We start from the raw sequence: 23,420 nt of genomic DNA on the forward strand, positions 1-23,420 counted from the left end.
TATTATTTTAGTTTGAAAGCAAAGGATAATGATGTTTTTACTTTGACTGGTTGACCGTTATTCATACCAGGTTTAAATTTTGTTGCCTTTAAAACTTTTATCACCTCTTCTTCACATCCTCCACCAATAGCCTTTAGAACTTTAACATCATCAACATTTCCTTTCTCATCCACATAAGCCATCACAAAAACTTTTCCTTCAAGACCAGCTTGTTTTGCGATAGTTGGATATTGGATTTTCTTAATCACGGCAGGCAAACCTTCAACTGGCTCAGGCATTACCTGGGCAAATGCAAGATAACCATCGTCACTGCTAACTTCAGCCTGAGCAAAGTTAGAACTAACAAATATCAGTAAAGTGAAAATCAATAAAGAAAATATTTTCATATTTAAACCTCATTTAACTATTTGATTATCGAAACAACAGTTTATTTATTAAATCAGTAAACTAATTTTAAACAACTTCTTTAAGTTTATTTTGTTCATTTTTTGAAAGAATTTTTTTAAGATCAATTAGTATCAGTAATCTGTCATCGAGTTTTCCGACTGAACTTATGAAATCCGTTTTACTTGAAGTTACAATCTCCGGTGGCTCTTCAATAATGTTTTTCGGAATGCGAATCACTTCTCTAACTGAATCAACTAAAAATCCAACGAGAAGGTCTTCATCCTCAATTACAATTATCCGGGAATCTTTATCGTTCTCCTTTTTAGGCAAACCCATTTTAATACGAAGGTCAATAACCGGAATTATTCTTCCGCGAAGGTTTATCACGCCTTCAATAAATTCAGGAGCATTTGGAACTTTTGTGATGTGCGAAAGTCGGTTTATTTCTTTGACATAAAATATATCGACTGCGTATTCTTCATTGCCAATAATGAAACTAACAAGCTGAAGAATTTCTGAAGTCGACGATTTACTGGATTCGAGAATTTCCATCATTTCTCCGATAACCTGAAAATTGATGCAAAGCTACACTTCTCTGCATCAGATTATCGGAATAATCCGGAAAAAGTTTAGAGGCGGGAGATATTTTAGTTATGCTGAATGTTTTTTGTTACTTCAATCCCAAGTTGTTCCATTCTGTACCGAAGTTTTGAACGGGATAAGCCAAGAATTTTTGCAGCTTTAACCTGATTCCCATTTGTTATTCTAAGTGTATCTTCAATAAGCTTTTTTAATACTACATCAATTGCAATTCCTTTTGCAGGAATTTTCAGAATAAATTTGTCTTCACTTACTGCACTTTCAGCAACTCCCGATTTAAGAAAATGAAGGTGTTTTTCTTTAACCTCATCTTCTTCCAGGAGAAGAGTTACTCTTTCAATAACATTTCGAAGCTCACGGATATTTCCTTTCCATGGATATTCCGTCAGAATTTCGAGTGCGCCTGCATCAAAACCTTTTATTTGTTTATCGAATTTCTTTGCAAACTCCTGAAGAAAAGAATATGCAAGAAATGGAATGTCTTCTTTCCTTTCACGCAAAGGTGGAACTGTAACCTGACCAACATTCAATCTATAAAAAAGATCCTCTCTGAAATTTCCTTTCTTAACTTCATCTTCAAGTTTTTTATTTGTAGCGGCTAAAACCCGAACATCAACTTCGATTTCCTTTTCACCTCCGAGACGGAAATATTTTTTTTCCTGAAGCACTCTAAGAAGCTTTGCCTGCATCTCGGGCGATAGTTCTGCAATTTCATCGAGTAAAATTGTACCACCGGATGCAAGTTCAAATTTTCCCATCTTGGTTTTTTGTAATGCACCGGTAAATGCACCTTTTTCATGTCCAAACAATTCGCTTTCAGCTAATTCCCGCGGTATTGCAGAACAGTTTATACGAATAAATGGTCCATCTTTCCGTGGACTATTCTGATGAATAAATTTTGCAATCATTTCTTTGCCGGTTCCGCTTTCACCTTCAATCAGAATAGTTGTATCAGGACTTTTAGCAAGCTTTTCAACAGCGCTAACTACTTTTTGAATCTTACTACTTTTCCCGAAGTATTCTTTTGTTAATATGTCTTCTTTAACAATCTCACTAAGTCTTTCAACTTCGGCTTTTAAATTTTTAGTGGTAATTGCTTTATCAATTGTAATCTTTAGCTGATCAATATCAATTGGTTTTAAAAGAAATTCAGTAGCACCAAGCTTCATTGCTTTTACTGCTATGTTTACATCAGCAAAAGCAGTAATCATTATAACAGGAATGTTAAAGTATTTTGAATGGATTTGTTTAAGCAAATCAAGTCCATTCATAGTAGTAAGATAAATATCAAGAAGAATTAAATCCGGGTCGAATTGCTCAATTTTGTCGAGAGCAAAATCAGCTTCGGTAGTGTACTCAGTTTGATAGCCGAGTTTTACTAATATTTTTTTTAGAGACTGGCAGACGAGCTCGTCGTCATCAATGATAAGTATTTTATTTAACATTTCCATTCCTTAGTGAACTGGTGTCGAAAAATACAAAAAATTTTGTTCCTTTGCCCGGTTCACTTTCGAAATGTATTTCAGCATTGTATTGTTCTAAAAGTATTTTACAGACACCCAAACCAAGCCCGGTGCCTTTTTTCTTGCTTGTATAAAAATCAGTGAAGATTTTTTCACCAAGTTCGTAATCTATACCTGTTCCACTATCTTCAATTTCCCAAACAATCTTTTGCTTATCATCAATGTTGCGTAAATAAGTTCGCACATAAATTCTATCTGATTTATTATCAGCTTCAATGGCATTGTTCAGAAGATTTAGAAAAACATGAAGCATTTTATCTTTATGAAAATAGATTGATGGAAGGGCTGGAGAAAGATCTGTTTCAATATAAAGATTTAAACGACTCGCATTAACCTGGGAAATGTTAACAGCAATTTGAGTAATCTCGTTAACATTGCAGATGCTCATTTCAGAGGGATGCTTTTTAGAAAAGTCAGAAAAATTTTCAATAAGGAAAATCATTCTGTTAGTTGCTTCGACACAGGACTGGACGCTATCAATTGCTTCAGGTGGTAATTCACCTTTCAGCATATTGAGGAATTCAAGATTCATCTTTATTACAGATAAAGGATTCCTTATTTCGTGAATAAGGCTTGCAGTGAATTTCCCCAATAGGAAAAGTTTATGAGAAAAGATTTCGTCATTGTTCATACAATGACAAAAATAAATGGTTGGAGTTTAAGAGTAAATATTTTTTGACAAAAAATTTTTAAAATGAAGCTAGATTGTAAAAAGTTTTTACAACTATTTACTGTTTAGTTCTTTCAGGATACGATCTGCTACTTTATTAAGGACTTCATCAGTGTTATAAAATCCTGATTTGATTTTCTCTCTGATAGCAGATAAGTCCTTTATCTGTTCACTTTTCTGCTGAAGTTCTTTTGCTTCTTTTGAGATTTCAAGTGAATCTTTTTTCTGAACTTCTTTTTTTACTGACTTATTGTTTTTGCTTTCATCAACAATAATCGTTTTGGGAGTTATTCCTTTGATTTCCATATTAAAACCTCTTATAGCTTAAAATTTTTTTCTGTTTCATACACAAATCTAATTCATTTTTAACTTCTTCCGAACGGTCCATCCATTTTCTCAATACATTATCGAAAGCTTCTTTGATAAGTTTAGAGGCATTAGAAATTTTTTCCTGGTCTGCTTCTGAATACAAATAGTATGTTCTCTCTGTTATTTCGTGCATTTCGCACATTTTTTTCTTTAGCTCCGGAAATTTTTCCTCAAAATTATTTTCGTCCAGATTATTTAGTTCTTCAGCAATTTTTTCCAGCTCACTAACCAATTCATGTTTATCAAAATGTATCATTAAGTTTTACCCTAAATAATTCGTGAAAAGACTTTGTGAGGAAAGTAGTTCAGCCAACTGTGACTGAAGCTTCTGATATTGTTTTCTCAAATTCTCAGCACTTTTATTTATCTGAGTCTGGATTCGAGTAATCGAATCATTCAATTGAGTAAGATTTGTATCCAATCTTGAAATAGCTTGTTGAATATAACCATTAGCACCGGAGTAAGAATTAATTTTTGAATAAAGCGTTTCAGCAAAACCGTTTGTATCATTAAAGAATAATTCAACTTCTGAAGTGCGACTCAAAATTGCTGATTCGAGTTGTGATGAATCTGAAACTGATAATCCATTATTTACATCAAATGTAATCCCTAACTTTGACAGTGAATTGATCACATCGCTTGAAAAACCACTTAACGGCAGGTAAGCTGAAGAACTCAGGATATTTGTTAATGTTGAAGTTGTAGAATCTCCGAATAATATTCCCCTTTGTCCTGAAACTGAAGATGAATTTTTTCTCAGATAAGAATAAAGCTCATTAAAAGAATTAATGAAAGATTCAATTTTCGATTTTATACTTGCAACATCAGTTCCAACGGATATCACAACATCAGGATCGTTTGAAGTAAAAACTGATTTGAGAGTTATTGTAACTCCATTAACTAAATCGGAAACTGTATTTGAATCACGCTGAATTTCAATTCCGTTAAATAAGAATTTTGCACTCAGTTCAGATTCGTTGTGAACAAATCCTGCTGTGTCCTCTCCACTTTCATTCTGGACGAATGCCTGTCTGTTTGTTCCAAGATTAATTCCAAATTCATTAAGCAAGCCATTCGGATTATCATCAGAAATTTCCATTATTCTGAAATTATAGCCGGTATTTTTTGAAGAAATAGAAAATTGCGTGCTTCCGACAACGGGAGAGAAAGTAGAGGCAGAAATAACGCCAGAAGCCGCAATTTCCTTGTTCGATGACACCCCCAATTGTGTCAAAAGTGAACCTGTGTCGTCTTTAAGTTGAATAAATTTTGATGAATTTACAGCCGTTATCTTTAATTGAACATTTCCATTATCAACAATTTTTTCTGCTATTACGCCGCTGATATTATTTATCTGTGTAACAATACTATCAATCACATCCTCATAGTTTCCTTCTGAGTAAGTTATTTCAGTTTCAGTTCCACCAAGATTTAATTTGAAAGAACCGGAAGAAGCGAAATAACCATTAACAGCATTTGAAGTTATAACCGCTTTATCATCCTTAACAGCAGCTTTAATTTTATCTGCTAAAGAGGAATAAGAAATATTTCCATTGTTAAAATCAGATTCCTCTAAAGTGACACTAACATTACTTAAATAAAATGAACCGGAACCATCGCCTGTTTTGATTGTAAATGAATAAGTGCCTGGTGAATTAATTGAAGAATATGAATCTGAATTTCTGTCTATCGAAAGCAAAGTATCATTCTTTGCTAGTTGATTTGTTCTAAGTGTAAATGTTCCTTCATCGGCACCAGAACCAGCAGTTGCAGAGACTAAATTTGTGTTTGAAGATTCTGCTTTCTTTGCACGAAATATCGATGAAGAATCCCTCAGCTTTAAGGTTGAAAGAGAACTTTTAAGTTTATCAATATTGCTTAATAGATTACTGTAAGCTGTGGATAAATTATTGTATTTAGACTGTTTTGTTTTTAAGGGCGAAATCCTCTTTGCACTCTCAGTCTGAATGTAAGAGTTTATAAATGAATTAATGCCTGAAGTTGTTAGCAGATCAATAGCCATTAGATTTCACCTGATTAAACACCGTAATCCAGGTTTCTCTTAACTGAACAAGGATTTCTTTTACAACATCATAGTTGTGTTTTCTCATCTGATCCTGACAAAACTGATATAACCTCAGAAGCCCCGAAGAAATAGCACTCATTTCTTCATTATCAAATCGCAAAGCATTTATAAGCTGCTGAATTGCTTCATTGGTTTTAACAATGTCGTGTTTCTGAGAATTTACAATTGCAAAATCAAAAACTTTGATTAACAATTTTTCCGGACTGGAATTTAAAATCTCATTTGCTAAGTAAGTATTAAGTTTATTTGTTCTGTAAGTTGCTGTATTCTGCATTTTTCATCCCTTTTTAAAAATAACCCCCGCATTATTCTGCGGGGGTCTCCCCTGAATCAACTAAATTATCTGAACAAGCCGAGTAAGCTTTGCGGACCAACATTAACCTGAGCCAGCATTGCTGTTGCAATCTGCGTTCCGATCTGACCTTTAGTAGCATTCAATTGCTCCATTGCCATATCAGCATCTACCAGACGGGAAATTGTAGCTGAGTTGTTTGTAATCGACGCGGTAATGAAATCTTCGCGCGACTCAAATGTCTGCATTCTATTACCAATGTAACCCAAAGCTGTTTTAATGTTATCTCTGAATGTTGTAATACTTTGAGTTAAGTTAGCACCACCACTTGTGTTTTGTAAAGCGGTAATTGTTGCAGAGTTATTACCGATCTGAGCACCAATATTAACGGTAAGAGTTGTTCCTGCACCGAAATCGAAGTTTGAACTTGCAAGAATATCAGAACCGTTAATTTTTGTATTGGTCAGAATGTTTTCAATTTCATCAGCAAGAACTTTAACATCTTCAGAAAGTGCAGCAGAGTTCTTTAATGGATCTTTTGCATCTTCCTGTTTAGCTTCAATCTGGTTTAATTTATCAAGAACCTGCATTAAAGCTGATTCACCAGTTGATAGCAAATTCTTTGCAGATGAAATGTTGTTTAACTGAGCATTGTACTTGAAGTTTTCAGCTTCGAGTTCTTTGCTTACTCTGAAGCCGGAAGTGTCGTCAGCTACACTGTTGATTTTCTTCATTGTTGCAAGACGCAGCTGAGCTTTGGTTGTTTGTGCGTTAACCTTTACAAGAGCATTGTAAGCTTTTAACGCATCAAGGTTGGTGTTGATTTGGAACGCCATTGTGAACCTCCATGTATTTTGTTTATTAAATTACAAGCATCCTTGCTTGTTTTTATTTAGTTAATTAAGAATTTTTATTTTCAATTTTATTATCGCACTCAACAATTATTAGTTTATAGCTGTTATCAGATATTCTATAATATTTCTCAATTCTTTTGCTCATAATTAATTCCAATTGCATTATCGATTTTTTCCATCAGAGGTTTAATACTTTCTTCAGCTTTTGATTTGAGGTGTTTCTCTCTTTCTAACTTTTCAATTTTCAGTTCTTCAATTCTTCTTTTATATGTTTCAATTCTTTCATTCAGATTTTCTGACATTGATTTTTCTTTTCTGGCTGCTTCCTTTTTAAGCATATCAATGCTTAGTTCTTTTTCTTTCTTTAATTCATTTATTTTTCTCTTAAGATTTTGTTTGTATGTAGCTTTCTCAGCCAGCACAAAAACAGAGATACCTGATGCAACAACTACACCGAAAATAAATGTTATGGAAGTCCATTTAGCGCCTGTTATCAGCACTGAGCTGAGCATTTCATAAAATTCCAAGGAACTTATGTGAGAATTGTTAAAGTATCCCGCTATTGCACCAATCAGAAAAACTATAACTGATACAACCAGGTTATATATCATAGTATTATTAAAAGCTACTGTTGGATTGAACTTATCCATCTCGTGAGCATGAGTCAGATTGTATTCAGTCTCCTGAATTGCTTGAACAGTATAATCTTCAACTGCTTTAATTGAGTCAGCTAATTTTTTTTGCAAATCATTCTTGTATTCAACAATTTCTTTCTCAAGCTGCTCTTTTGTTCTGAGTGTATCCTGAATAATCTCATCATATGATTTCAATTCCTGATAACAATTTTCAAAAGCTTTTTCTCTAATCAGAGATTTCAAAGTTTCTACGGAAGAAAGAAATTTTTTCTCAACTTCCGGTAAAATCATTTTGAAAAAAACTGTTGAGCTATTCTTCTGCTCTAAAAAAATATATTTAAGAAAAGAGTAACTACTTTTAAGTGTCTGATCATAATAATCGTCCAATCTGAGATTCATCAAATTATTTAACTTCTTTTCAAGTGATTGACTGGATATTTGATGACTGAAATTTGCTGTAATCAGTTTTTCTAATATCACGCTAATCGGTGCGAGATCATTAGACACAAAAAAGTTGGGCGTTATTGGATTGGTTATGCAATAATCAAAAATCAATGAGTTACATTCATCAAGAGAGTATCTTAATCTTTCTAAGTCTAGCTTAAATAATTTTTCTGTTATATGATTTGCTGTTTCAAAGTCACTTAATGATAGAGAGTTAACCAAAAGATAATATCGTGCTGTGACTGCAAAAGGATTTATATCAATTGCAGCATTTAGATATTCTATTGCTGAATCGTATTGAGCAATCTTTTGATGTGCAAATGCAGAATATAAATTTAAAAAGTATGATAATTCCTGTTTGGTTTTCTGAGTAAGTTCAAGATTTACGAGCATTGATTCTGCTTTTCGCAATTCTTCAAGTGATAAAAGCGGATCGGGATTTTTACTGCCATAAAGAAATACAATCGCTTTATAAAAAGGAACAAAAAAATGATTTATTCCATAAAATGATTTTGCTGCACCAAGAAACAGGTTAATATTTATTTCGCTAGTCTTTCTATCTTCATTGGTAAAAACTTTATAAAAATATTTTTTCAGATTAAGATGTTTGATTTTAAAGAGTGATAATTTCTCTTTCAGCTCATTTTCATAAGCTAAAACAAAAGGATTATCGAAAAGCCAAAGCAATGGAGTATTATTCTCAGTGATAAAAACTTCACCCAAATTAACCGGTAGTTGCAGCGAAAAAAACTTTTTATACTCGCTGATTTTTTCCTGAAATGATTTTCTTCTTGAAAGATAAAAATCGAAATAACTTTTTTTCATCCGGTTAAAATCAATCAGAAGATCAACCTTCCGGTCATCATTCGTATTCAGTTCAAATGTGGTTTTCTCTTCTATCATGTTATTTCGAATATTTTATCCCTGCTAATAATCGAAAATTTTCTCAAATTTTTTAGCAAAATTTTTCCATAATAGACTATTCCATTTTTTACGATCAGACATCCATTGTTCTAACAAGCACATTCTCTGTATAATATTATTCACTACAACAATATTGTGCAGGAGAAACTCCAAAGAGCTGCATTTATTTAAGTAAATCAGACTTTCAAAGTGGAATACTATTTGGCTTATTCTGCAAAAAAAATTTTTTTATGAAAGTAGCAGCATTTTTACCAGCAAAGGGATCAAGCAACAGGATTCCAAATAAAAATACAATGTTATTAGACGGAGAGCCGCTCTTTTTAAGAAGTTTAAAGAAACTTATGAGCATCCCATTAATTGATGAGGTTTATCTTGATACTGAATCATTTGAAATAATAGAACTAGCATCTGAAGTAAAATGCAGAATCCTTAGAAGAGATGTATCTCTTGCATCAAATAAAACAGATGGCAATATGCTTTTTTATAACGAAGTTCAGAATACAGATGCAGATATCTGCGTTCAATTACTTTGTACAAGCCCGTTTATTAAACCTTCCACAATTGAAAAAGGAATTAAAATTTTACTTGATAACCAGGAATATGATTCTGTGGTTGCAATCAGAAAGGAAAAACAATATCTCTGGAAGGATGGAAGACCTATTTATAATATCCATCATATACCAAACTCCACCGAACTTGAAGATACCATTATCGAGTCGATGGGATTGTACATTGTAAGAAGAGATGTTGCCCTTCAATTAAAAAGAAGAATCGGAGATAATCCATATTTACTCGAAATAGATCCTGCCGAAAGTATCGATGTTAACTGGCCTGAAGATTTTGAACTTGCCAATCTTATAGCAATTGGACTTCGTGAACAGGAAAGAAGATTATTTGATAATCTTAAATTACTTCTCTCCAGTGCTTTGCTTTCGGATATTCTTGACGATATGAACTTAAGTGGAGTTTTATCGAGCAAATTTTCACTGAATCTACCAAATGCAAAAGTTTTAGGTAGAGCAAAAACACTTCAGATAGATCTTTGTCCCGATGATGAAGACTTTAAAAAAATTTATGACGGATTGAATTTATACGACCATGTAGTAACTAATGATGTAATTGTAGTTGCAAATAAAATTCCGGATTATGCATTCTTTGGAGAGTTGAATGCTAATCTGGCATTGAGGGCAGGGGCTTCTGCTGCAATTATAGATGGAGTTACCAGAGATACCCGTGAGACTTCTGACATGGGCTTTCCGGTATTTTCAAAAGGTAATTATTGTAAAGACACTCGTAAGCGCGGGATTGTAACTTCTAAAAACAAAACTATAATAATTGATGGAATCAGTATACATAAAGATGATTTGATATTTGGAGACAGAGATGGTGTTGTTGTTATCCCAAGGAAATATGAGAGTCAGATTATTGAAACTGCATTACAAAAATTACAAAACGAAAAGCTTATTCTTATCGATGTTGCAAAAGGAGTTCATACAAGTGAATTAGTTAATAAATACGGACTATTTTAATGACTCAATCAAATAAAAAGACTTGTATTATTTGTTCATTTCTACCATTTAATAAAGAATATAAAAAGCTTTGGAATAAAATTTCAGAACTATTGGGAAAGCAGGGTTTTGAATTATTATTTCTTTCATCCAGTGAGGATTATGAAGAGTTAGAATTTCCTGTTATAAAAATTCCATTTTCATTAAAAGGTTTCGCTGAAAATTTTGGACATGCAGATTTGAAAAAATCTTATCTGGACGAAGATGACGTTCATCTCATAGAAAGAGATATATTCTGGAATAATGATTCTGCAGATAATTATGATCAGTATATAAATGGATTTTATACTTGCAAATATTTCTATACCGAGTTAGTCAAGAAAATTAAACCTTCTTTAGTTTTTGTTTGGGGAAATTTGTTACCTCAATCCTTAATATTTAAAGAAATACTTGAGAATAATAATGTTCCTTCATTTTTTCTTGAACGAGGTTTCTTCAATGGCAGTTTGATGATAGAAGAATTACTCTACAATGAATTAAATACTTTTGCGAAGGATAAAAATAACTTTCAGGCAAAAACCTCGTTTAATAATTATGAAAGATTAAAAGAATTCTATCTTAAGAACTTATCTTCAAAATATCCCGAATATCACGATGAGAAGCTTGAGTTAATTCTTCAACAAAAAAAGAAAGAGGGATTTAAGGTAATTACTTTTTATGGAACTCACGATTCAATATTCTTTCCTGAAGATCAAATTTATTCGAGACAAATTTCAACACTTTTTAAGTACACAACTGAGGCAGCACATTTTATAACAGAAGAAGTAAATAAAAATCCAAATCTAATATTGGTGATTAAACCTCACCCCGCAGATAAAAATGATTATTCATCACTTGAAAGTGAGCGAGTGTTTGTAACAAAGAACTTTTTTAACAGAAGATTAATCGAAATTTCTGATTTAATTATTATTGGTAATTCTACAATCCAGTATGAAGTATTGCTATATGAAAAGCCGATTATATTAATTGCAAGGAGTTCACTATATGAATATGATGCAGCATATATACCTCAATCCAAAGAAGATTTTTCTTCAATACTTAATGAAGCACTAGCAAAATCTGCTTTTGAACTAAAACTCAATAATTCAAAAATATTTTTTGGATCTCTTCTAAAGAGCCACATATATTTTTATACAGAGGAATCTCCCGGAAAAAATTTAGATGATTTCACAGACTTCGTATGCAAAAATGCAAAGAATGATATTCCCGATAGTAATTTATACGAAAGACTAAATGAATTCGAAAAAAACATTTTCATACAAAGTCAGATTTCGGATAATCGAAATAGTAAATTCAGAATAGTACAAACTGACCATCTCAAAGATAAATTCCATCCACACTTAACTTTACTTAAAGAACAGCTAGAAAGAAAACTTGTGAATTACTATAGTTATCTTCCCAAAATCTCTGGAGACGACTTGATTCGTGAAGCGGAGAATTTAATTACTGAAAATTCTTTCTCGGAAGCAAGAGCACTTCTTCACAAAGCATTAAATTTCCCTAATTATAAAACTGATGCCCTTAATGATTTGGCTTACATTGAAATCCTCGAAGAGAATTACCTTCAAGCATTTGATAATATAATCACGGTACTTCAAACAAATCCAAAAGATGAAATTGCGTTAAGTAACCTTAGCTTTCTTGTCGAAAACAACAAACTCGATAATTCTTTTGTTAATGACCAGTTAACTAAGTTGCTCCGGCCGGAACTTCAACTTAACAAAATATCTTCTTTTGCTGAATCGCTAGAGTATGAGCGAAAAATGAGTACTGAGTATCAGGAAAGGAAAAAATTTGAGTTAGAACTATTACCCAATAATCCTTCTGACTTCTCTTATACAGGTTATTGTTTTGTTTGCGAAGATGTTGTGCCCTTTAAAGTTGATTTTAATTATGCTTATCAACTAGATGGTAAACTTGTACCTAACTGGAGAGAAAGACTGGTGTGTCCTAATTGCGAATTAAATAATAGATTAAGATTGACTTATCATACTATCAAAACCATATTTAATGATTTTGCTGATGCTTCAGTTTATATAACTGAACAAATGACTGGCTTTTACCAGACATTAAAGAAAATAAATCCTGATATAATAGGTAGTGAATTTTTAGGGGAAGCTATTCCTTTAGGTTCAGTTGATGATTCCGGAATCAGAAATGAAAATTTCACTAAGCTGACTTTCGAAGATAAGAAATTCGATTATTTGATTTCTCTGGAAGTTCTCGAACACATTCCCGATTATAAGCAGGCATTAAAAGAAAGTTTCAGAGTTTTAAGACCGAACGGTAAATTTTTATTTACTGTACCATTTAACAAAAATTCAAAATCTAATATCGTCCGGGCAAAGATTGATGAAAATGGAATTATAACACATTTACTTCCACCTGAATATCACGGCGATCCGGTAAATGATTCTCAAAGCTGTTTATGCTATTATCACTTTGGTTGGGAATTGTTAGATGAACTTAAAAATGCCGGATTTAAGGATGCATATGCTCTTACTACCTATTCAAAAGAATACGGCTATCTCGGTGGAGAACAAATATTTTTTGTAGCAGAAAAAGGAGATTAGCAAATGCTCAACAGGACAGAATTTCTAAAATCTCTTCAGGAATTTTATAATTCTGATGAGGACTCTAACGTCATAGATTTTATAAAAGATTTTATTGAAAGCAAAGAACTTAATCAAGAAGAAAAAAACTTTTTGAAATTCTATTTGGCCCGAGAGTATTTTTTCCAAAATGATTTCGTAAATGCTGAAAACTTATTTTCCGAAATTCTCCACCAAAGCAGTAACCATTTAAACATATTAATTTATCTTGCTGAAATCTACTGGCGAACAAACAGACACCTTGATTCTGTTCTACTTTTAAATCAATTGTATTATCACAACCCAAGTAATGATCATATTCTTAAGTCAATTTCATTACGACTAAAAAAATTTGAAACAACTAAAAATTTTAGATACTCACAATTATTTCATAAATATGATGAAAAAGACAAACGTTTTCCTTTAATTTCAATAATCATTCTCTGTTATAATAAAATTGAGTTCACACTTAAATGCCTTAAGGCATTATTTACAAACACAAAATATCCAAACTTCGAAGTAATTGTATTAGACAATGCATCAGTTGATGAAACACCGGACTATTTGCTTGCCTATGGAGAACCAATTAAATATATAAGAGCCAAAAAAAATCTTGGTTTCGTTGGTGGGAATAATTACGCAAGTCAATTCGCTCAGGGTGAATATATTGTTTTTCTTAATAATGATACTGAACCACAAGCCGGTTGGTTGACTAATTTATTTAACACTTTTAAATATTTTAAAGATGCTGGTGCAGCAGGTTCAATGCTCATTTATCCTGATGATAAACTTCAGGAAGCCGGAGGTGTAATATTTAATGATGCTTCCGGTTGGAATTACGGTAGAGGTGCATCACCAGGGGATTCGAGGTTTACGTACTGCAGAGAAGTTGATTACTGTTCAGGTGCATCCTTGATGATAAGAAAAGATTTATTCGAACTAATCGGAAAGTTTGATGAAAGATATTCACCGGCATATTATGAGGATACCGATTTATGTTTCAGTGTAAGAAAATTTGGTTATAAAGTTTACTTTAATCCTTTTTCAAAAGTAGTTCATCACGAAGGAGTAACTGCAGGTACTGATTTAAACTCTGGCTTCAAAAGATATCAGGTTCTCAATGCACCGAAATTTATTGATAAATGGAAAGATGTACTGAAGTTTCAGTTTCCAAATGATCCAAAGCTTCGTTATAAATTTTCTGATAGAAACAAAGGAAAGAGAATACTCATTATTGATGACATTCCTCCATTACCAGATAGAGCTGCAGGCGCATTGAGACATTATCATACTCTCAAACAAATGTTGAACTTAGGTTATAAAGTAACTTATGTTCACCTGATGGGAAAACAATATGCTGATGAGGCTGGTATAAAATATTTGACAGACTTTAAAATGCAAGGTGTTGAATTTATATGGTTCAATTATGAATACTGGTATAATTTCAGATACAGTGAACAGGCAAAAGAATATATAGAAACTCTTATTAATTCTCTTGAACTGAAGGATCGTGCATTTGATTTTGTTTATATCGCGTTCTGGCATATTGCAGAATATTTTATTGATTTAATTAAACTACAAATACCTTCTGTACCAATATTAATTGACACTATGGATATTCACTATTTGCGTGAAGAACGCGAAGCTGAGTTGTCAAAAGATAACTCATTAAAAATTAAAGCAAAGGAAAACAAGAAACGTGAATTAGCTGTTTATTCAAAAGCTGATGTAATTACCACTGTAACCGAAGCCGATAGAAGTGAATTAAGGAAATTCATAAAAGACAAACCAATTTTTATTTTAACTGATGTTCACGATCCAAGGGAAAATACACCTTCATTTCAAAATCGGAAGGATTTAATATTTGTAGGAAACTTCAATCATAAACCAAATGAAGATGCGGTTTTATTCTTTACCAAAGAAATTTTTCCAACTATAAAATCCAGATTACTCGAAGTTAAATTTTATATTGTTGGAAATAATCCAACTGAAAAAGTGAAAGCTCTTGAATCAGAAGATATTATAATAACAGGTTGGGTCGCTGATGTAAAAGAATATATTGATAAGTGCCGCGTCGAAGTTGTTCCTTTACGATATGGTGCAGGAAACAAAGGTAAAGTTGGCGAAGCTCTGTCAAGTGGAATTCCGATTGTAACTACATCAATAGGCGCAGAGGGAATGGGAATCGAAAATGGAATTCATGCTTATATATGCGATGAACCCAAATCCTTTGCGGAAAAAGTAATTGAACTTTATCAAGATGAAAAAATGTGGAATGGGTTCTCGGATAAAGGAAAGAAATTGATTGCATCTCAGTATTCGAGTGAACTAATGAGAAAAAGACTCCGATTTATTTTTAACCATACAAAACATTCATTAAAAAGCAAGTATGCATTAAATCAGTCTGCACCACCTAAAGTTAGTTTTATTATTGTAGCATACAATCAGTCTGATTACACAAAAAAATGTGTTGAAAGTATAAAAGAAAAAGTCAACATCAGTTATGAAGTAGTTTTAATCGATAATGCTTCAACCGATGAAACAAAACCAACATTCTCAAGGAATTATGATTTCGTCAGATACTATCAAAATAAAGTAAATCTTGGATTTCCTTGTGCAGTTAATCAGGGTATTAAAGAAGCTTTGGGTGAATATATTTTAATTTTGAATAATGATACAATTATTACAAATTATTTAATAGATAGATTAATTGAAGTTGCAGAATCAGATAATAAAATCGGCATTGTTGGTCCAATAAGTAACGAAGTGAGTGGCTTGCAAAAAGATGAGAATGCAAAGTACAATTCAATTGAAGAGATGCATCAGTATGCTGCTCAGGTAAGAGAGAAAAATAAAGGTCAGGTACTTCACTTTCCGCGAGTTGCTTTCCTTTGTACTTTAATCAAACGAGAGGTTATTGAGAAAATCGGTGGACTTGATGAAAGATTTTCGCCCGGTAATTATGAAGATGATGATTTTTGCTTGCGCGCTCAACTTGCAGGATACAAAACTGTAATTGCTAAGGATGTTTTTATTCATCACTTTGGTTCAAAATCATTTAAAGCAAATGGTGAAAAAGCTTATCAGGATAGATTGATGAAAAATCAAAAAATATTTGTGGATAAATGGGGTGCAACACCGGATGAAATTTGGTTAAAGAATAAGCAAATAAAACCGCATCAGATTTTCTATCCGATTGACAAAAACCTTTTCCAACAACACTTTAGAAGGGTCCGTGTGCATCTGGCAGATAATGAAATTGAATTAGCTCAAATAGAAATTGAAAAAGCAATAGAACACTATCAGGAAGGAGATGCAAGTGTAATTAGTAAAGTTGATTTGCTTGACCTTGCTGGTAATCTTTTCCTTACAAATAATAATATTGAAAAAGCTCAATATTATTTTGAACAAGAACTTCAGCTTTCACCAAATTCATCGAATGCTTGCCTGGGATTGGGTAAAGTATTGTTTGCTAATAATCAACCCGAAGCTGCTAAAGTAATGTTCGAGTGGGCAGTGAAAAATAATCCGGATAACCCAAATGCACTTGCTGCTTTGAATGAACTGAATTCAATGTTCGGAGTTGAAGCAGAAAAACCAACTCTGGGAGTAACTCAATGAGTTCTGGTATAAGTCTTTCAATGATTGTTAAAAATGAAGGCAAGCATTTGTATGATTGTCTCAACTCAGTTAAAGATGTTGTTGATGAAATAGTTATAGTTGACACTGGTTCAACAGATAACACTTTAGATATTGCAAAAAGTTTTGACGCAAATATTTTTCACTTTGATTGGAATGATGATTTTTCTGCAGCAAGAAATTTTTCACTTAGTAATTGTACCGGGAAATGGATTCTTTATCTTGATGCAGATGAGAGACTTGATAAAAAGTCTGCTGTAAAAATAAAATCTCTTACTGAAACCAATGATAATGTTGGTTATTACTGCACAATAGTCAGTTATGATTCTGAGATTCAGAGAAGCAACTCGATAAAGTATGTAAGATTTTTCAGGAATAATTCCGAAGCGAAATTTACAGGAAAAGTTCACGAACAAATTACACCATCACTTGAAAGATTAAATTATAAATTCATTAATTCTGATTTAGTTATTCATCATATTGGTTATGATATTTCGAAAGATGGTAAGAAACAAAAAGCTTTGAGAAATCTGAAGCTGCTCGAGAAAGACTTCATAACTCATCCGAATGATTATGTTTTATTTCAGATTGGTCAATCGAATTTTGTGCTTGAGAATTTTTCAGAGGCAGAAAATAATTTTCTTCAGCTTGTCAAATCAGATAAGTTAAACAAACAATTCAAAGCCGAATCATATTCTTATTTAGCACAGATTTCATTAAATAAATTTAAGGTTGATGAAGCAGAAAAATTTATTTCATCAGCAATTAAATTAAACCACTCACAACCATTTTATCATTTACTTCTTTCCAAAATCTATCTTCGTAAGAGTAAATTAAAAGAAGCTATAGATGAACTGAAGAAGTCAATCGAATCTGCAAAGAATTCAGAAAGAAGTTCTATAAACAATCTTCAGCAGGTTAATGTGTCGTTGCAGGAAATTCTTTTTTATGGATTACAACTTTCATATCAGATTAATGATTCGATTCTTAAACAAAAAATGTTTGAGGAACTTTACAAACAGGAGGAAAGCAAGTTCGTTGAGTTGATTAAGATTATCGAATCAGGTTCTGTAATAAATATTTATGATGTTCGTTCGTACATTGATTCAATTTCTAATCTGAACATTTCATTAATAACTTTTATTCTTTCTAAACATAATAACAAATCATTTGCTCTGGATTTTCTGAAAGAACTTTATCAAAAGTTCAGCAGTAATAGTGATGTACTGAAACAATATGCTCTTACATTGGACAGTTTAAGTAAAACAAATGAAGCGATAAAATTACTGGAAAATCATTTTGAAGTTGTAAAGTCTGATCCATCTTCCCTTCTTTATCATGCTATGTTTTATCTGAAATCTAATCAGAACGAAAAAGCTCTTAAAATTTTTAACTCGATTGAAAAAGATTTTTATCACTATCAGGAAATGGTTTTTAAAGTAAGAACAATTAAGGAAAAGTTATTACGGAGTGTTGAAGTTTAATAAAAAATGTCAGTCTTCGATAAACTCAGACTGACATTTATAATTATCACACTAACTTCGTTTCAATTTTTAATTACAATCCTGTTGGGATATCAATATTTTCATTTGGTCTTTGTGTTCTCTTAAAATTATTAAAGTTATAAGAGAATATGAGTGAAAATACCGGAGCTTCTGGTCTTATGAATGCTTTTCCACTAAAGTTTGAACCAGTTGTTGTGAATTTCATATCAGATGCTTTGAATAAATTTCTCGCCTGTAATGTTAATGACATTGCTTTGTTAAAAAATTCCTGACGAAGCGAAGCACTTATTTGCATAAAAGGATCCGACTCTGATTGTGCATCAACAAACTTCATATAATTTCCTGATAACATAAATCTTGTGTCAGGCGTAATTGTAACAGTAGCATTTAATCTCGCAGACCAATTGAAGAAATCTTTAACAATGGCTTTTCCATCAGCAAGACCATCTAAGTGAGTTTGAAATAAATTCACCGAAGGATCAAATCTGAAAATATCTGCCACAGAAAAGCTGGAAGAAAGTTCAGCACCATAGACATCAGAGTTTCCATAGTTGTTAAAAATTATGTTCAGCTTTCCTGTTGAATCAGTTGAGAAAGTTTGAGTAAAAGAGTCTTTGGACTTTCTGTAATAAGTTTGTGCAGAGAAGAATACTCCACCAAACATTTTCTGATAATTAAATTCGAAAGCATCAATGTATTCAGGTTTCAGCTTTGGATTTCCGGAAACCGAAATGTTCGGATCCGAGAAAAATGGAAAAGGATTCAAAATATTTTCATTTGGTCTGTTGATTCTTCTGCTGTAACTCAATTGAAGCTGATGATCATCAATCTTTCTTGAAACATTAACTGATGGGAAGAAATCCATTTTCTCAAAAGTATATGATTGAGATAATGTCTTCTGATCAAGAAGTCTGTCCATATATTCACCACGCAAACCAATCATATAGCTGAACTCAGCAATCTGAGAAGTAAAAGAAACAAATCCGGCATACACATTATTTCTTAAGTCAAATTCATTTGTAAGATTATAATCAACAACATAATCATTCAGATTTTTATCAAAGATTTTATTAACTGCACTTAAGTTTCTGAAAGAATAATTAGTCTGAACACCTGTTTCAATTGTTGTTCCTTCAGACAATTTGTGTTTGTAATTTAGTTTTGCTCTTCCTTCATTTCTTTTAGAGCCATTTGAATATGATACTTTACTTATCAAATCAGTTATTGAATTAAAATTTTCGTTCGAAGAATATTCTTCGGTTACCTGATCATTAGGAACATCCACATAATTATAAGTTGCTTCGAAATAGATATCATTAACATCCGGCTCAAACTTGTACTGATAATTCAATGAAGTGTTCACATACTTAACCGGAATTTCCATTTTATTCTTCACATATGAATAATTCGATAAACCTGACTGCTGTTTCAAAACATTTGTACTTAAACCACCTTCAATATCAACTACTCCAACTCCTAATGTTAATCCAAGTGAACTCTGTGGATTAAAAGTATAGTCCAATCCGCTTCTGAAAGCGTATTGTTCTCTTTTATTCCTGACAGATACATTCGTCTGGTTTAGTTGAGTGAAACTTCCAAGATTACTAACACGCTGAATTTCCTGATTGTTAAGAAATAAATTATTTCTATAGTCCAATCCACCATTAAGACTTAAACCATTATGATTATAGTTTATCGTTCCATCTGCATTGTATTTATCTCCCGTTCCACTATTCAGATTTAATATTCCACTTAGTGAGTAATCTTTTTGTGCTTTTAAGTTAATGTTGATTATACCAGCAGAACCTTCAGCATCATACTTTGAAGAGGGATTAGTAATCAGCTCAATATTTTCAATTGTGTTTGCAGAGATTTGCTTAAGTGCATCAGAGCCCTGCAATGGATAAGGTTTACCATTCACATATACTGTAAAGTTTGAACTTCCTCTAAGATAAACTGTTCCATCAGGATCAACGCGAACTGATGGCTGATTCTGTAAAACATCGAGTGCACTTCCACCCTGTGCATTTAAATTCTGAGAAACATTGATTACCTTTTTATCAAGATGAAGTTCCTCACTAACTTTTTCGCCGACTACTTCAGCAGCATCTAATTCATAGGTTACTTTTGATAAGGTAATTTTACCCAAATCAATTTTCTGACTACTCTTATTGATTTTCAGATTCGGAATGAATTTAGTGTTGTATCCAACAAAACTGATTTTTAAGTAATACTCGCCTTCTGTAACATTATTCAATTCAAATTCACCTTCAACATCTGTGGAAGCACCTGTTACAAATGCTGAGTCAGATTTTGAGTGCAAAGTAATATTTGCAAACGGAAGCGCTGATGCAGTTGCTGAATCGAGCACAATACCGCTGACGATTTTTCCGGCTGATAAAGATGAACTTTGTGCAAAAGACATCATATTAACAACCACAACGAGAGTTAATAATAAACGAACCATATTTACCTCCTTCAAAGTTTAATTAAATTCTCGTTGTGAAAATATTTTTTAAAAGCAGTGATGGGAATTAAATTATTGTAAGCGGTAAGTAAACATTAAGGAACGGAAAAATTTTGTGTTGCATATTTAATCTGATAAGACCAGTAGGGGTGAGGCTTGCCTCACCCGTATGTCCTTTCTGTTCGGAAAGTGTGAATCATGTTATTACTAAATTTTAACTGGTAATCTTCTTATTCTCTTCCCTGTTGCAGCAAAAATTGCATTGCATAATGCTGGTGCGCAAGCTGCAATTCCAACTTCACCAACTCCACCAACTTTAAAATTATTCTGAACAATGTGAACATCAACGATTGGCATTTCATCATAAGTTAAAATTTCAAAATCATCGAAATTATTTTGTTCAACTCCACCATTTTTAATTGTGATTTCACCTTTCATTGCTGCCGATAATGCAAATGCAATTGCACCTTCCATTTGAGCTTCAACAATATCAGGATTTACTACCACTCCGCAATCAATAACCGCAGTGAATTTTTCAACTTTTAATTTGTTATTTACTACGGAGACTTCTGCAACCTGAGCACAATAACTTTCATAGCCATAAGATATTGCAAGTCCTCTCCCTTTTCCTTTTGGAGTTCGGTTTTTCCAACCAGATTTTTCAACTGCGATATTCATTACATTTAATAATCTTGAATCCTGTGGTAACATCTGCTTACGAAATTCATAAGGGTCTTTGCCGGCAGCATAAGCAAGTTCATCAATGAATGATTCAACTGCAAAAGGATTTTGTGAATTATAAACTGCACGCCACCAGGAGATAGGAACATGAGTAGGAATAAGTGTTCCGGTTATTTTCAGATTTGGAATCTGATATTCCAAATCAACTGTACCTTCTTTTATTTCAGATTTTTCTGCAGTCAGATTTTTATCAAATCTCATTTGTCTGATTGAAGGTGCAATTACGTGATGATAAAACTTTAAGGGTTTTCCATCAGCGCTAACAGAACCTTTGAGAACATGCATACTTGGTGGACGATAATAACCAAACTTCATATCTTCTTTTCGTGTCCAGGTTAACTTAACTGCTCTGCCACAAGCTTTGGAAATTTCTGCTGCCTCAACTGCAAAATCGCTAACGAGTCTTCTTCCAAAACCTCCGCCCATTAAAGTTACATGAACAGTTACATCATTTTCATTTAAACCAAGAGCTTTTGCAACTTCGCTTTTGACATTTTGTGGATTTTGAGTTGGAGCCCAAAGTTCAATCTTTCCGTTTTCATATCTGGCAACACAATTCATTGGTTCCATTGGTGCGTGAGCCATAAAAGGAACTTCATAAATTGCTTCAATAAATTTTTCGTTGGGAATTGACTGATGAATGTTTCCACGATTTTCAAACTCAGAACCTTCCTCTTTAATATGTTTTAACATTTCATTTCGAATATCTTCTGTGCTGACATTCGCATAAGGTCCATAATCCCATTCAATCTCAAGAGCATCTCTTCCATTGAATGCATTCCAGGTTGAATCAGCAATTACTGCGACACCATTTGAAATCTGAACCACATCAATAACACCGGACATTTTTTTGGCTATTTCAGTATTGAATGATTTTACTCTTCCACCAAAAGAAGGACAACGACTTAGTGCTGCGTAACTCATTCCGGGAATCACAATATCAATTCCGAATTTTGCTCTACCATAAATTTTATCGGGTGTATCAACACGATGAATGCGTTTGCCAATCAGTTTAAAGTCTTTTGGATCTTTAAGTTTTACATTTTCTGGCACAGGAAGTTTCGAAGCATCTTCAACTAATTCGCCATAAGAAAATTTCTGATTTGACTTTTTATTGATAACAAATCCATTCTCTGCAAAGCAATCTGATTTATCAACATTCCATTTGTTTGCTGCCGCAAGAATAAGCATTTCTCTGGCAGTAGCTCCTGCAACTCGAAGTGGTTCCCAGTTTCTTCTTACACTTGTACTGCCACCAGTAGATTGACTTCCATATTTTGAATCAGCATCAGCTTGTTCTATTACAATTTTTTCCCAGTCAACTTCAAGCTCTTCAGCAATTAGCATCGGAAGCGCTGTCTTTACTCCTTGTCCCATTTCAGAGCGATGAACAATTACAGTAACAACTCCGTTTGAATCAATTTTCAAATAAACACTTGGTGAAAATATTTTGGGATCATCGCCGGTTTTAGCAAACAAATTATTAAAAGGAATATATGTTGCGAGAATTAATCCTCCTCCACTCACCGAAACAACTTTTATAAACTCTCTTCTGGTTTGTTTCTTTTTCATTTTACTTCTCCTCCACAAGTTTATCAACCGCTTTACGAATTCGATGATAAGTTCCGCATCTGCAAAGAACAGTTGACATTTCTCTTTCAATTTCCTGCTTAGATGAATTTTTGTTCAACATCGCAGCGAGAGTCATAATTTGTCCGGGTTGACAATAACCACATTGCGAAACTTCAAGTTCAATCCAGGTTTTGAAAATCGGATGCTCAGGATTTTCTGCAAGACCTTCAATTGTTGTAATGGAAGAACCTTCAGCATCTTTAACTGAAACTATACACGACCTCTCAGCATTTCCATTAATATGAACGGTGCAAGCACCACAAATTCCTTCACCGCAACTGTACTTTGTTCCTGTTAAACCAAGTTTATCGCGAAGCACCCACAAAAGTGGTGTGTCCGGTTCAACTTCAATCGAATAATTTTTGTTATTAATAAGTAGATTGAATTTTGCCATTTGATTTACCTGATGATTTGTTTTCTAAAAAATAAAACTTGAAATAAGTATTTACAAGACAGGAACAGAAAAATTATACTTATAAAACTTTTGGCTTTT

General features: G+C 32.9%; 17 protein-coding genes. 4 read left to right on the forward strand and 13 right to left on the reverse strand.

Annotated elements, in window-relative coordinates; genetic code table 11:
* Positions 1–2: 2 nt before the first annotated feature.
* The 10 genes from Q0X14_RS07415 to Q0X14_RS07460 all read right to left on the reverse strand — a co-directional run bounded on the left by Q0X14_RS07415 (position 3) and on the right by Q0X14_RS07460 (position 8,763).
* Complete coding sequence (locus tag Q0X14_RS07415; protein WP_297844582.1) at positions 3–386, reverse strand: energy transducer TonB; 384 nt, start codon at positions 384–386, stop codon at positions 3–5.
* 67 nt (positions 387–453) lie between these two features.
* The gene (locus Q0X14_RS07420; RefSeq protein WP_297844585.1) at positions 454–939 is read right to left on the reverse strand and encodes a chemotaxis protein CheW; all 486 of its coding nucleotides are present in this window, start codon (positions 937–939) and stop codon (positions 454–456) included.
* Between the two features lie 95 nt (positions 940–1,034).
* Positions 1,035–2,432, reverse strand: a complete 1,398-nt coding sequence (locus tag Q0X14_RS07425) for a sigma-54 dependent transcriptional regulator (protein WP_297844587.1) — start codon at positions 2,430–2,432, stop codon at positions 1,035–1,037.
* On the reverse strand, positions 2,422–3,141 hold the full coding sequence (locus Q0X14_RS07430; protein WP_297844589.1) for an ATP-binding protein: 720 nt from the start codon (positions 3,139–3,141) through the stop codon (positions 2,422–2,424). The genes Q0X14_RS07425 and Q0X14_RS07430 overlap by 11 nt, the downstream gene beginning before the upstream one ends.
* Before the next feature lie 93 nt (positions 3,142–3,234).
* Positions 3,235–3,486 carry a flagellar biosynthesis anti-sigma factor FlgM gene (locus tag Q0X14_RS07435; RefSeq protein ID WP_297844592.1) on the reverse strand — a complete coding sequence of 84 codons (252 nt, stop codon included), beginning with the start codon at positions 3,484–3,486 and terminating at the stop codon, positions 3,235–3,237.
* Position 3,487: 1 nt separating this feature from the next.
* On the reverse strand, positions 3,488–3,805 hold the full coding sequence (locus Q0X14_RS07440) for a hypothetical protein (RefSeq protein ID WP_297844594.1): 318 nt from the start codon (positions 3,803–3,805) through the stop codon (positions 3,488–3,490).
* Positions 3,806–3,811: 6 nt separating this feature from the next.
* A complete protein-coding gene (fliD, locus tag Q0X14_RS07445) occupies positions 3,812–5,572 on the reverse strand; it encodes a flagellar filament capping protein FliD (RefSeq protein ID WP_297844597.1) in 1,761 nt (586 codons plus the stop codon).
* On the reverse strand, positions 5,562–5,909 hold the full coding sequence (locus Q0X14_RS07450; RefSeq protein ID WP_297844601.1) for a flagellar protein FliS: 348 nt from the start codon (positions 5,907–5,909) through the stop codon (positions 5,562–5,564). The genes fliD and Q0X14_RS07450 overlap by 11 nt, the downstream gene beginning before the upstream one ends.
* A 65-nt stretch (positions 5,910–5,974) precedes the next feature.
* Complete coding sequence (locus Q0X14_RS07455) at positions 5,975–6,763, reverse strand: flagellin (RefSeq protein ID WP_297844603.1); 789 nt, start codon at positions 6,761–6,763, stop codon at positions 5,975–5,977.
* Positions 6,764–6,909: 146 nt separating this feature from the next.
* A complete protein-coding gene (locus Q0X14_RS07460) occupies positions 6,910–8,763 on the reverse strand; it encodes a hypothetical protein (RefSeq protein ID WP_297844606.1) in 1,854 nt (617 codons plus the stop codon).
* A 251-nt stretch (positions 8,764–9,014) separates the two neighbouring features.
* Here Q0X14_RS07460 and Q0X14_RS07465 point away from each other — a divergent pair, with 251 nt between their 5' ends.
* Genes Q0X14_RS07465 through Q0X14_RS07480 form a run of 4 tightly spaced genes read left to right on the forward strand, consistent with a single transcriptional unit; the run spans position 9,015 to position 18,066 of the window.
* A complete protein-coding gene (locus Q0X14_RS07465; protein WP_297844608.1) occupies positions 9,015–10,313 on the forward strand; it encodes a cytidyltransferase in 1,299 nt (432 codons plus the stop codon).
* Positions 10,313–12,925, forward strand: coding sequence for a methyltransferase domain-containing protein (locus tag Q0X14_RS07470; RefSeq protein WP_297844610.1), 2,613 nt, complete (start codon positions 10,313–10,315; stop codon positions 12,923–12,925). Before Q0X14_RS07465 ends, Q0X14_RS07470 begins: the two co-directional genes overlap by 1 nt.
* A gap of 3 nt (positions 12,926–12,928) precedes the next feature.
* A complete protein-coding gene (locus tag Q0X14_RS07475; RefSeq protein ID WP_297844614.1) occupies positions 12,929–16,564 on the forward strand; it encodes a glycosyltransferase in 3,636 nt (1,211 codons plus the stop codon).
* Positions 16,561–18,066 carry a TPR domain-containing glycosyltransferase gene (locus Q0X14_RS07480; protein WP_297844616.1) on the forward strand — a complete coding sequence of 502 codons (1,506 nt, stop codon included), beginning with the start codon at positions 16,561–16,563 and terminating at the stop codon, positions 18,064–18,066. The genes Q0X14_RS07475 and Q0X14_RS07480 overlap by 4 nt, the downstream gene beginning before the upstream one ends.
* 73 nt (positions 18,067–18,139) lie before the next feature.
* Here the strand turns inward: Q0X14_RS07480 and Q0X14_RS07485 are convergent, their stop codons facing one another.
* The 3 genes from Q0X14_RS07485 to Q0X14_RS07495 all read right to left on the reverse strand — a co-directional run bounded on the left by Q0X14_RS07485 (position 18,140) and on the right by Q0X14_RS07495 (position 23,321).
* The gene (locus Q0X14_RS07485) at positions 18,140–20,554 is read right to left on the reverse strand and encodes an outer membrane beta-barrel family protein (RefSeq protein WP_297844618.1); all 2,415 of its coding nucleotides are present in this window, start codon (positions 20,552–20,554) and stop codon (positions 18,140–18,142) included.
* Positions 20,555–20,761: 207 nt separating this feature from the next.
* Positions 20,762–22,867: a xanthine dehydrogenase family protein molybdopterin-binding subunit gene (locus Q0X14_RS07490; RefSeq protein WP_297844621.1), complete on the reverse strand. Its 2,106-nt coding sequence runs from the start codon at positions 22,865–22,867 to the stop codon at positions 20,762–20,764.
* A 1-nt stretch (position 22,868) separates the two neighbouring features.
* Positions 22,869–23,321, reverse strand: coding sequence for a (2Fe-2S)-binding protein (locus Q0X14_RS07495; protein ID WP_297844624.1), 453 nt, complete (start codon positions 23,319–23,321; stop codon positions 22,869–22,871).
* Positions 23,322–23,420 lie beyond the last annotated feature (99 nt).

This window comes from Ignavibacterium sp., assembly GCF_025998815.1.
Lineage (GTDB): Bacteria > Bacteroidota > Ignavibacteria > Ignavibacteriales > Ignavibacteriaceae > Ignavibacterium.